At 33.6% G+C, this 10,602-nt stretch carries 13 protein-coding genes; all 13 read left to right on the top strand.

The window, feature by feature from the left end; genetic code table 11:
• On the top strand, positions 1-168 hold a 168-nt coding region (locus tag JWG41_RS09405), incomplete at its 5' end, for a helix-turn-helix domain-containing protein (RefSeq protein ID WP_205269674.1).
• Between the two features lie 199 nt (positions 169-367).
• The gene (locus JWG41_RS09400) at positions 368-1,789 is read left to right on the top strand and encodes a phosphoribosyltransferase (RefSeq protein ID WP_205269673.1); all 1,422 of its coding nucleotides are present in this window, start codon (positions 368-370) and stop codon (positions 1,787-1,789) included.
• 276 nt (positions 1,790-2,065) lie between these two features.
• Positions 2,066-2,347: a BrnT family toxin gene (locus tag JWG41_RS09395; RefSeq protein WP_002981841.1), complete on the top strand. Its 282-nt coding sequence runs from the start codon at positions 2,066-2,068 to the stop codon at positions 2,345-2,347.
• On the top strand, positions 2,322-2,576 hold the full coding sequence (locus tag JWG41_RS20925) for a CopG family transcriptional regulator (RefSeq protein WP_231292432.1): 255 nt from the start codon (positions 2,322-2,324) through the stop codon (positions 2,574-2,576). Before JWG41_RS09395 ends, JWG41_RS20925 begins: the two co-directional genes overlap by 26 nt.
• 298 nt (positions 2,577-2,874) lie before the next feature.
• On the top strand, positions 2,875-3,522 hold the full coding sequence (locus tag JWG41_RS09385) for a hypothetical protein (RefSeq protein WP_205269672.1): 648 nt from the start codon (positions 2,875-2,877) through the stop codon (positions 3,520-3,522).
• Positions 3,523-3,763: 241 nt separating this feature from the next.
• Positions 3,764-4,585 (top strand): hypothetical protein, encoded by an 822-nt coding sequence (locus JWG41_RS09380; RefSeq protein ID WP_205269671.1) that lies wholly within the window; start codon positions 3,764-3,766, stop codon positions 4,583-4,585.
• 209 nt (positions 4,586-4,794) lie between these two features.
• Entirely contained in the window at positions 4,795-6,168 is a 1,374-nt protein-coding gene (locus JWG41_RS09375; protein WP_205269670.1) for a hypothetical protein, read from the top strand.
• A 231-nt stretch (positions 6,169-6,399) separates the two neighbouring features.
• A complete protein-coding gene (locus tag JWG41_RS09370) occupies positions 6,400-7,062 on the top strand; it encodes a hypothetical protein (protein ID WP_205269669.1) in 663 nt (220 codons plus the stop codon).
• 262 nt (positions 7,063-7,324) lie between these two features.
• The gene (locus tag JWG41_RS09365; RefSeq protein WP_205269668.1) at positions 7,325-7,579 is read left to right on the top strand and encodes a UPF0175 family protein; all 255 of its coding nucleotides are present in this window, start codon (positions 7,325-7,327) and stop codon (positions 7,577-7,579) included.
• Positions 7,580-7,586: 7 nt separating this feature from the next.
• Complete coding sequence (locus JWG41_RS09360) at positions 7,587-8,063, top strand: PIN domain-containing protein (RefSeq protein WP_205269667.1); 477 nt, start codon at positions 7,587-7,589, stop codon at positions 8,061-8,063.
• A gap of 292 nt (positions 8,064-8,355) precedes the next feature.
• On the top strand, positions 8,356-8,694 hold the full coding sequence (locus JWG41_RS09355) for a type II toxin-antitoxin system RelE/ParE family toxin (RefSeq protein ID WP_015679797.1): 339 nt from the start codon (positions 8,356-8,358) through the stop codon (positions 8,692-8,694).
• 1 nt (position 8,695) lies between these two features.
• Positions 8,696-9,025, top strand: coding sequence for a helix-turn-helix domain-containing protein (locus JWG41_RS09350; protein WP_002975989.1), 330 nt, complete (start codon positions 8,696-8,698; stop codon positions 9,023-9,025).
• Positions 9,026-9,782: 757 nt separating this feature from the next.
• Positions 9,783-10,508 (top strand): hypothetical protein, encoded by a 726-nt coding sequence (locus JWG41_RS09345; protein WP_205269666.1) that lies wholly within the window; start codon positions 9,783-9,785, stop codon positions 10,506-10,508.
• The last annotated feature ends 94 nt before the right edge of the window (positions 10,509-10,602 follow it).

The following is a 10,602-nucleotide window of genomic DNA, read 5'->3' as shown; positions in this document are numbered from 1 at the left end:
AAGAAAAGTAGAGAAAAACAAGGTTTGAGTCAAAAGCAAATTGCTCAAAAACTTAATATTGCTTATCAAACTTATCAGAAGTTTGAAGACCCACACAAATCAAACCCTACTCTAAAAACTATTATAAGATTGGAAGAAGTTTTTCACCAAAATCTTATCAGTGTATAACACGACCGTCGCATAACAGCGGGGAAACGCTTCGCTTCGGCGCAAGGCCTCGCTTGGGCTGCGCCACATTCCTCTCCGTCACGCTTCTCGCTCCGCAAGAAGTCGCGCCGACGCTAACGCCTCTGCGAGGCTCAGCTACGAGGAACGTCGTCTCCCCTAGTTCGTTATGCGTCATGATTAAATAAAAGGAACGAGTACCATGAAATATCCCAAAATTATAAATGATAAAATCGAAGAAATTAATAAAATAATCGAGACTTGGAATGTTCAAATTAATCAGGCTGAAGTCATAAAATGGATATTGCAGTACGATAATGAAGACCTAGATATTGCATTTAGAATTATTAAAAATTTGAATGTAATCGGATTTGATGAATTACAAAATGCATTATCTATAGCTTTCAGTAAACTTGAAAGAAAATCTATTGATAAAAATACGAAAATTACTTCAAAAAATACTCTTTTTGCCGGAGTTGGTGAAGCTGGAAAAAGTGGCTCTATGATTTCATATAATTTTCGAATTATAAATGAATTATCTGAAGAAAACTTTCTAGATGAAGAATCACTAATACATATTGAAGAAGGCAGAGTAGAAAATATAGTCTTGGTAGATGATATAATTTCTTCTGGCGATCAATCAACAAAAGAAATAATCAAACTAAGAGAAACATTAATTCCATTAGGAATAAACAATTTCTTTCTTTTAACTGCCCTAGGTATGAAAAGCGGAATTAAAAAAGTAGAAGAAGAAACAGGAGCCCATGTTTTCTCAGCATTCGAATATGATATTACTGATACAATAAATTCATTTGATTCACCTTTTTACGAAGGATTAGAATTTGAAAGTCGAAAAAGATTAAAATCAAGACTTGAATACTATGGAAGAATTTGTAATCCAAAAGCTCCTTTAGGATACGGAAACACTGGCGGTCTTACTGTTTTCTATTATAATACCCCAAATTCAACTATACCACATATCTGGGGCTCTCTTAATTCTTGGATTCCTTTATTTAAACGAACTAGAAAAATAAATGGTATAGATTCATACTTTAAGCAATTTGAGAATTTGCAATCTCACAAAAGTAAAGATTCCAAAAAATCCAAAGAATTAAATATCTTCGTTGAAGGTAAAAACGATGAATTCTTTATTGAATGCTTATCAGACTATATTTTAGCTGAAACTGATTATAAAAAATTGAATGTAATTTCTCTTGGAAGCGCATTTACTTCTCAAAAACTTATAGATAATCTTAATAAAACTCAATCGAGCTATATATTCTTAATTGAGGATTCTTCTGATATTGATAAAAACTATAATATTAAAATAAATGAAATATATAAAACCATACCTCATGTTAATCTAAAACCCTTAGGATATTATTTCGATATAATATCTATGGTAGACGATAAGGAATTTTTCGTACTTTTTCAAGATTCAATTAGAAAAGAAAGCGGTTTAATAATCGATAGACAATTCCTACAAGAATTTGAGCACAGAATTCTAAGAAGACTCCCACCTTCAATCCGAGAAAATATGGTAAGAAAGCTTATAAAAAACCATCCAAGTAAAGAAAATATAAATCAATTAGTTAAAGAAATTAAGCAGGCTATTAAAAAGTAATCACGACGCATAACAGCGACTTACCGCTACGCTTCGGCACAAGGCCTCGCTCGGCCTCCGGCAAATTGTCCTCCTGTCACTCGCCTTGCTTACGCAAGCTTCGTGCCAGTCCCTAACGTCCCTTCGGGACTCAGGGTCGGACAACTTCGATAAGTCTAGTTCGTTATACGCAAGCCAGAAAAAATATTTTCTTAGGACAAAAAAGAGGAAACAAAACTCCAAAATACAGTCAAATATATGTATTGACATACATACAAAAATATACAAAATATAGATGTGGAATTTGAATGGGATTCTAAAAAGAATCAGGAAAACCTAGAGAAACACGGTGTTGACTTTTATACTGCCCAATTCGCTTTTCTTGATAAAAATAGAATTATTTCAAAAGATATTTTGCATTCTACAGAATCTGAAGAACGTTTCTTCTGTTTTGGCTTAGTCCCTGAGGGAATTATTACTGTTCGGTTTACCTTAAGAGGAAAAAACATTAGAATCTACGGTGCGGGATTCTGGAGAGAGGGAAAAAAACTGTATGAAAAAGAAAACAAATTACACTAAAGCTCCTAGTGACGTAGCGAAAGCTCTCAATTCGTCTCTAGTTATTAACGATTTCTTACCTCCTCCGGATAAGTTGATTACAAAAGAAGATAACTCAAAAGTTACCATTTTATTAAGCAAGAAAAGCATTAGTTTTTTCAAAGCTCAATCTAAAAAATCAGGTGTACCTTATCAATCTATGATCAAAAAAGTTTTAGATTTATATGCTGATAGATTTGCTCACAAATAAAATAAAAATTTCTATAATTAATCCGTATATAATTCAAAATCCTTAATTATTAAAATCTAAGAATTTTAGTAAAGAAAGAACAAACATTACAATATTTCTGGCCAGCGTATAACAGCGTGGAAACGCTGCGCTTCGGCACGAGGCCTCGCTTGGGCTACGCCACATTTCCCTTCTGTCACTCGTTTGCATCCGCAAACTCCGTGCCAGTCCCTAACGTCCCGTCGGGACTCAGGGTCGGGAAACGTCGTCTCCACTAGTTCGTTATACGCCATTTTCAAAATAAATTCTAAAATTAAATATGAAAAATACTAAAACCTTCTTAATAATCTTAACTCTCTTAATTAATTGTGTAAGCTATCAAAAATATGATGATTACAATTCTAAAATAAGTGAAAGTGACCCTAAGTCGAAACAACTAGTTTTAGAGTTTAAAGACTTTGAAAATTATCCTCTTCTTCTTGATATATCATTCTATAAAATAAGCTGGAAAAATGAACGTGAATTTGAATGTTCTGATAAAATTCAAGAAATTCATATTAAAGAACCAAAGGAAATCATAATTCCTATATTGGATAATACAACTCAATGTGCTAAAATATTTTTAAAGTATAATACTTTTAGGCCATTTCAAAAAAATGAAATCGCCTTTCTTAATCTAAATTTAACAGATAAAAAAGATTGTTTAAAACTGAACTATAAGTCTGATTTTTACCCAGAAAACTTAAATTGTAAATATTTAGATTTTTCTAAAAACTCGACCAAAATTGTTTTCAATCATATTATTAATCAAAAAATTGACATAGACAAAACTTTTCTCACTTATGGGCTAACTTTAATGTCTCTTGTAGCACAAACACCAACAAGTTACCTTGCTCCAATTCCAATGTCAATTTCAGGATATAAAACTATTAAAAACTCAATTTCAATTGAAATTGAAGAAATTTAGTTTTAACTAATTCGATAAATTAAATAGGTATAACTTTGAAAACGTCGTATAACAGCGACTTACCGCTACGCTTCGGCACGAGGCCTCGCTCGGCCTACGGCAAATTCCCCTTCTGGCATTCGCCTTGCTTACGCAAGCTACATGCCAGTCCCTAACGTCCCGCAGGGACTCAGGGGCGGGGAACTTCGGTAAGTCTAGTTCGTTATGCGAAATTTCTTAAATATTTATCAGGAGAAAAAAAATGGGATTAAGTAAAAAACAAAAAAAACAATTAGAATTTGAAGTAATACCGCACGAGCTTAGACTCGATATCGCAAGACTTTTTAGAAAATGCACTTTAACAGACGATTCAAATGTCTCGATAATCAAGAAAAATCGTATTATTAATATTGGAAGACAAATAGAAGGAAAACCATTATACCGTTTGGAAACAGACGATGAATATTATTTACCTCCTGAGCATGCCTGGCATTTTGCGGAACTAGAATTAATTACAATACGCACCGATACTATTCAATTCATCGATATGATTCATGACTTACTTTCAGAGGACATATTACCAATAGAAAAAATCAATGAAATATTTGCTGACCACAACATGCTGCTCGAATTCATTGATGATGACGATGGAGAAATTTATATTGAAATAGATAACGATCAAACAATACCAGATGACAACTTATCCAGTGAACATCCAAACATAAGATTATTAGTCAATAGAATGGAGTTATTGCTTTCCAACAATGATTTCTCTGGCGTATTACATACCTGCGGAACAATTTTCGAAACATTAGCAAAAGATGTGATCAAAAATCCTAACATTGAAAATCAAACTTTAGGAAGTTTCTTTGAATCATATAGACAGAAATCAGGCTTTCCTAACGAAGTATTAGATTTGATAATTAAAATCTATAAAAAGAGAAATACCGAACCTTTAGCAGGTCATGGACAAACGGCTCTTCCTACTATCAACAAAGAAGAAGCAATCATTTTGGCAGAAATGACAAAATCATTCATTAGAATGGAACGAAAATTCTCCGAAGAAAGAATTAATATTACATAAAAGAAACTTCGCATAACATCGGCTAAACACTTCGCTTCGGGTCAAGCCCTCGCTTGGCCTTCGGCACATTCCTCTCCGTCACGATTCTTGCTCTGCAAGAATACGTGCCGACGCTAACGCCTACTCCGTAGGCTCAGCTCCGAGGAACGTCGTTTAGCCTCGTTCGTTAGCCGAAATGATTAAATCAGAAATTATAAAAGGAAATACATATGGAAGAACTCAATCCCGAAACTTATGAATTAAAAGAAATACCTAGTTTTCTAGTAAGTTCAAAACAAGAAGAAAACAAATTATACAATACTGTAGATAAATTTGAACTCAAAATCAGCTCAGAAAGTATTCAAATTAACCTCCAAGAGGCATACTTTTTGAACTATATTGAAATAGATTCAAATTTTATTGACATTGAGAAAATACGAATTTCAGGATCAGATATATTCACAAATTCCAATAGGATTTTTCCTATTGAAGAAATCAAATCCGATGATAGTAAATTTTATAAAATTTCAATAAATACTATTATATCAAAACTAGTCTTTTCTTACGATTCAGGATGGTTAAATTTTGATAAAATAACAATAAATGCAATGCGTTTTCATGGAGTTCCATTAATTGAAATCGAAAGTTTAATTGAACCTTTAAGTAAAATTAAACAATATAAAAATGAAATTGAAAATCAAATAGCTATAGATAGAAAAAAAATTAAAGACGAAAAATCAAAACACCAAACAGAAGTCACTGAATTATCGCAAAAAGTTACCGAACTAACTACCTCTTTTACAAGCAAAACTCAAGAAGTAAATACAATTGAAGAAAGCATAAATAAATTAAAAGCTGACCTAATTGCTCAGGAATCGCTAAATCAAACAAAGACAGAAGCTCTATCTAAAACAGAAATAAACCTACAGCAAAGGGAAAAAGAACTCAACGAAATTGAATCAAAATCAAGACTGCTTGATGCTCAAAATAAGAAACTAAATACGGAAATTTTAGAAAAACAATCGAACCTGAGAACAATTAAAAATGAATCGGCTTTATATAGTAATGAACTAGCATCATTTTCGAAGCAAGGAAATAAATATTTATGGGCATATGGTTTCTTTTCAATAGTTCCTTCAGCTGTATTAATCACAATAGTAGTCAATCTTTACAACAGTACATTAACCTTTATAGAAATAATTGCTTTGTTAACCCTTAGCAAAGTATCCGATGTTATAATATTAAAACTACCTTCGGTATTAATTTCATCTGGAATTATTACAGCATGCTACTACATACTAAAGCTTTTAATACTAAAAATCTTTGATATCCAAGCGGAAAAACTAACTTTTTCAAAACTTTCAATTATTGCACATAATAACGTAAACCTAAGTGCTTCGGAATTAAACTTAACACCCGAACAGTTACTCGAAGCAAATATTTACCTAAGAATGGATCTATTAAAAAATTATATGACTAAGGAAATAGATCGCGATTATAAATATGCAATGAGAGATCAGGAACTGTTAGACAACGTAATAAATGATTCAATAGGAAAAAAGGTATTTAACTACTTTTTCAAACCTAAAAAGGAAGTTAAGTAAAATAAATCACTTCGGCTAACAGCGACTTACCGCTACGCTTCGGGACTAGCCCTCGCTCGGGCTGCGCCAAATTGTCCTCCTGTCACTCGCCTTGCGTTCGCAAGCTACGTGCCAGTCCCTAACGTCCCGCCGGGACTCAGGGTCGGACAACTTCGGTAAGTCTAGTTCGTTATACGCCATAACTAAAAATACATTTACTAAGTATCATAATTTACAACACAGGTAATAAAAATGGATGATCTATTTAAATTTCTATTTAGTCGAGGATTAGCACTAGGACTATACTACACAAGTTATATAATAATGCTTTATTTGAGATTATATTATTCGCATGGAATAGATTTATTTGATTTTACTGATAAAAAAGATAGGCGAATTTTATTAGGTCAACTTCCTGAACAGATTAATAATGCTATACTAACTACCGAAATTTATTTATTTATATTATTAATAATTCTGCCATATATTTTCTTAAAAATAGTAAAATATATATCTCATAGAATTGGATTAAAAAAATTTAAAGAAAGGTATACTACCAATGAGAATACTAATGAACAAAAGTATATTGATATTCTACTCGAAATTGATAATGATCCAAAACTTAACTTCCTTTACTGGTTTCCGGCAAATGAAACATTATCTACAGAAATAATGATAAATCCAAAAAGAGAACAAAGCTACAAATACAATCATGGATATATTTTTCAGAATCCAAGAATTCAAAAATGTCTTAGTTTGAAAATTCTAAAGTATGATAATCCCAATGGAATATTCAGACCTGGTAATTCTCTAATAGTTTCAAAAGATATCTACTTTACACTCGAGAACAAAATCACAGACGAACTAATCAATAAATACAAGGGAAGAAAATTCCAAACATATTTTACGAATTAGTTACGGCGTATAACTTCTGGGAAACGCTTCGCTTCGGGACAAGCCCTCGCTTGGGCTGCGCCACATTCCTCTCCGTCACGTCTCTTGCATTCGCAAGATTCGCGCCGACGCTAACGCCTCTGCGAGGCTCAGCTACGAGGAACGTCGTCTCCCCTAGTTCGTTACACGCAATCGCTTAAAATTTGATCAGAAAAGGCAATATCCGAACGAATACTCAAGTAAATCAATTTGACAAATCCAAATTCTACATCAAAATCGAACTATGAGCCTTTTGCAGATAGAAATTCCTGACCATCTACTTTTAGCAATAAACGAAACGGAAGATTCATTAAAGAATGACTTAAAATTTGAATTTGCTAAACACCTTTTTACTAAGGGTAGATTTACTTTAACACAAGCAGCTGAGTTTTCATCTTTAGATCTAAAAACTTTTATGCATAAAATTTCACGAGACGGAATACCAGTTATTGATTACGATTCAGATGACCTAGATTCCGAATCTTCTTTGTTAAAATAGATTCACATTGATAATAATTGCTGACTCATCTCCCCTAATATCACTAGCAATTATTAATAAACTACATCTTTTAGATGAAATTTTTCAGGATATCATCGTTCCTTTCTCAGTTTACGAAGAAATTGCTCAGACAGACAAAAAATTCAGTTCCACATTACAAGAATGGACTAAACCCTTTATAAAAAAATGCAACAATATAGACGCCTTTAACGCTTATAGACTTTCATTAGGAAAAGGTGAATCAGAAGCTATTGTTCTATCGAAGGAATTTAAAAATAGCATTCTGTTACTTGATGATAAAAAAGCTAGAAAAGTTGCTAAATTGGAAAATCAAAAAGTCATTGGAACTATTGGAATTCTTATCTCTGCAAAAAACAAGGGATTAGTTTCTGAAATTAAAAGTTCATTAATGCTTCTTGAGGAACATGATATCCATCTTTCCAAAGCTTTAATAGAAAAAGCACTACAAATGACTGGAGAATAAGCGACTGCGTGTAACAGCGGGGAAACGCTTCGCTTCGGCACTGCCGGCCTCGCTCGGTCTGCGACACATTCCTCTCCGTCACGCTTTCTTGCGTTCGCAAAAAGCGCGCCGACGCTAACGCCTACTACGTAGGCTCAGCTACGAGGAACGTCGTCTCCCCTAGTTCGTTATGCGAACATTTCCGAGAGCCCAATTAAAAACGGGCGTCCATGCCCGTTAGAGAGATAATAAAGGATAAAAAGATACAAAAAAGCCTATTGACAGATATAACTCCTATGTTATATTACGTCTAGTGTATGAGATAAAGAGAACAGAGGAACTAATTCTCTGGATCAAGGAACTAGATAATGACGCAAAAAAGGATATTCTAGTTTCTATTGAAATTCTTAAGGAATTCGGTCCTAGGCTTGGACGTCCGCACGTAGATACTATTACTGGATCTAAGATTAAAAACCTAAAGGAACTTAGAGTTAATAGCAAAAATAGACCTTTTCGAATCTTTTTTGTTTTCGACCCTAAACGAAATGCTATTTTACTCATTGGCGGAAACAAAGCGACTTCGAAAAAGTTTTATCCAGTGATGATTAAAAAATCAGAAGAATTATATTCTGAATACTTGGGAGATTTGTAAGATGCTTAAGAAAAAACAAAAAAAAGAATTAAAAAACTTTGATACTGACTTAGCCAAATTTGTTCCGCAAGATATAATTAACCAAGCAAAGGCTGAGGCTCAGAAAGAAATTTTCAAACTAAAACTCGCTGAGTTAAGACAAAACCAAGGTATCAAACAAACCGATGTTGATGGTTTTTCCCAGGTAAGCGTTTCTAGAATTGAGTCTAGATCTGACATTAAAATTTCTACTTTAATCGATTATGTTCATGCTTGTGGCTTTGATGTTGAAATTAAAGCCGTTCCAAGAAGAAACAAGAAAAAAGAGGAATTTGTTCTCTTAAAAGCTTAGTATAAACGCCATCCGTGGCTTAATATTATTGATTACCTCGGAAACGTCGCATAACAGCGACTTACCGCTACGCTTCGGGACAAGCCCTCGCTCGGGCTACGCCAAATTCCCCTTCTGGCATTCGCCTTGCTTACGCAAGCTGCATGCCAGTCCCTAACGTCCCGTTGGGACTCAGGGTCGGGGAACTTCGGTAAGTCTAGTTCGTTACACGCAATATCCGAAAAACTTAGCAGAAGAATGAAAAAAAAAGTTTTTCCGCTTAATCAATCTAATCAGTGAATAAGAAATAAAGAAGAGAAAGACAAAAGAAATTAAGAAAGAAGAAAATTTCAAAGAGATTGTAGAAATCTTTTACCCTTAATATTGTCTTTCTGATCGTTTCAGCTTTTTCAAATACGTTTTTGCAATTGAATACTCTTGCGACTGCTTTGCTTGGGATTTTAAGCGGAAAACAGTATTCACGGATTAAGAAAGAAAAGAACAAAGACATTTAAGAGAAGAAAAAGAATATAAGATGATTAAGAATTTTTCATTCCAGTTCTTTCCTTTCTACAAGAATCTCTTCTCTACTTTCGGAAACTGCGTGTAACATCGCCGTTCCCGCTACGCTTCGGGACTTGCCCTCGCTCGGCCTACGGCAAATTTCCCGCTTCTCCTAACGCCTCTGCGAGGCTCAGGGCGGGAAACTTCGGGAAGGCTCATTCGTTATGCGCAAAAGCTGAAATCAAATTAATAAAAAAATAATCAGGAAGTTAAAATGAAATTTTACTTTTTTACAATTCTATTGTTTACGAATAGTCTTTATTCTCAATCATTCTTCGAGAAACAAATTCAATTAAGAAATGACAAACCTATTTCCGTTTATACAGGTTTGAATAGTATCTCTTACTATTATTCTATGCAGTTTTTAGGAGCTTCTTACGCATTTGATAGTAAAAATGAAATTGGTGCTAATTTTATTTTTTCTAAATACTCTTCTGATGATAAAAAAACATACTTACCATCGCCAAATTATTTATTCATCTTCAATGAGAATTTTTCATTTAATCAAAATTCAATAAAGGTTTTCTATAATTACTATTTTTTTAATTCTCCTTTTTTCTTAAATGCTACATTAGGCTCTCTACCAGAAGTTTCTCAAACTTATTCTGCTTTTATAATTCCTACGTTTAGTAATAATTTTTCAGAATTCAATATTAACGTTACGAGAAAATCAACCGCTTATTTTTCACCAGGCTTAGGTTTAAAATTGATACTCGACAATGGCGTCTTTTTTACTATAGCCGGTGGACCTATGTTCATTTATGATAATCAGATTAAATCAAATTCATACAGTTACTTAGTTTCTAATTCTGATTATCAAAATATTGCCGCTAACTTAATCATTAATCCTCTAATTGATTCGAAGAAAAAAGAATTATTTGGTTTTTCAAGAAAAAATACCGAAGCCTACATTGACTTTTCAGCAGGAATATCGTTCTAATAGATCAGCTTCAGCGCATAACAGCGTGGAAACGCTGCGCTTCGGCACGAGGCCTCGCTTGGGCTGCGCCACATTTCCCTTCTGTCACTCGTTT

Origin of the sequence: Leptospira chreensis (genome assembly GCF_016919165.1) — a bacterium.
GTDB classification, from domain to species: Bacteria; Spirochaetota; Leptospiria; order Leptospirales; family Leptospiraceae; genus Leptospira_A; species Leptospira_A chreensis.
Note: the sequence above shows the minus strand (reverse complement) of the source record. Positions and strands in the feature narration are given on the sequence as shown.

Excerpts from the sequence above, each read along its gene's own strand:
- JWG41_RS09400 (WP_205269673.1), top strand. The coding sequence starts at position 368 with ATGAAATATCCCAAAATTATAAATGATAAAATCGAAGAAATTAATAAA.
- JWG41_RS20925 (WP_231292432.1), top strand. The coding sequence starts at position 2,322 with ATGAAAAAGAAAACAAATTACACTAAAGCTCCTAGTGACGTAGCGAAA.
- JWG41_RS09385 (WP_205269672.1), top strand. The coding sequence starts at position 2,875 with ATGAAAAATACTAAAACCTTCTTAATAATCTTAACTCTCTTAATTAAT.
- JWG41_RS09380 (WP_205269671.1), top strand. The coding sequence starts at position 3,764 with ATGGGATTAAGTAAAAAACAAAAAAAACAATTAGAATTTGAAGTAATA.
- JWG41_RS09375 (WP_205269670.1), top strand. The coding sequence starts at position 4,795 with ATGGAAGAACTCAATCCCGAAACTTATGAATTAAAAGAAATACCTAGT.
- JWG41_RS09370 (WP_205269669.1), top strand. The coding sequence starts at position 6,400 with ATGGATGATCTATTTAAATTTCTATTTAGTCGAGGATTAGCACTAGGA.
- JWG41_RS09365 (WP_205269668.1), top strand. The coding sequence starts at position 7,325 with ATGAGCCTTTTGCAGATAGAAATTCCTGACCATCTACTTTTAGCAATA.
- JWG41_RS09350 (WP_002975989.1), top strand. The coding sequence starts at position 8,696 with ATGCTTAAGAAAAAACAAAAAAAAGAATTAAAAAACTTTGATACTGAC.
- JWG41_RS09345 (WP_205269666.1), top strand. The coding sequence starts at position 9,783 with ATGAAATTTTACTTTTTTACAATTCTATTGTTTACGAATAGTCTTTAT.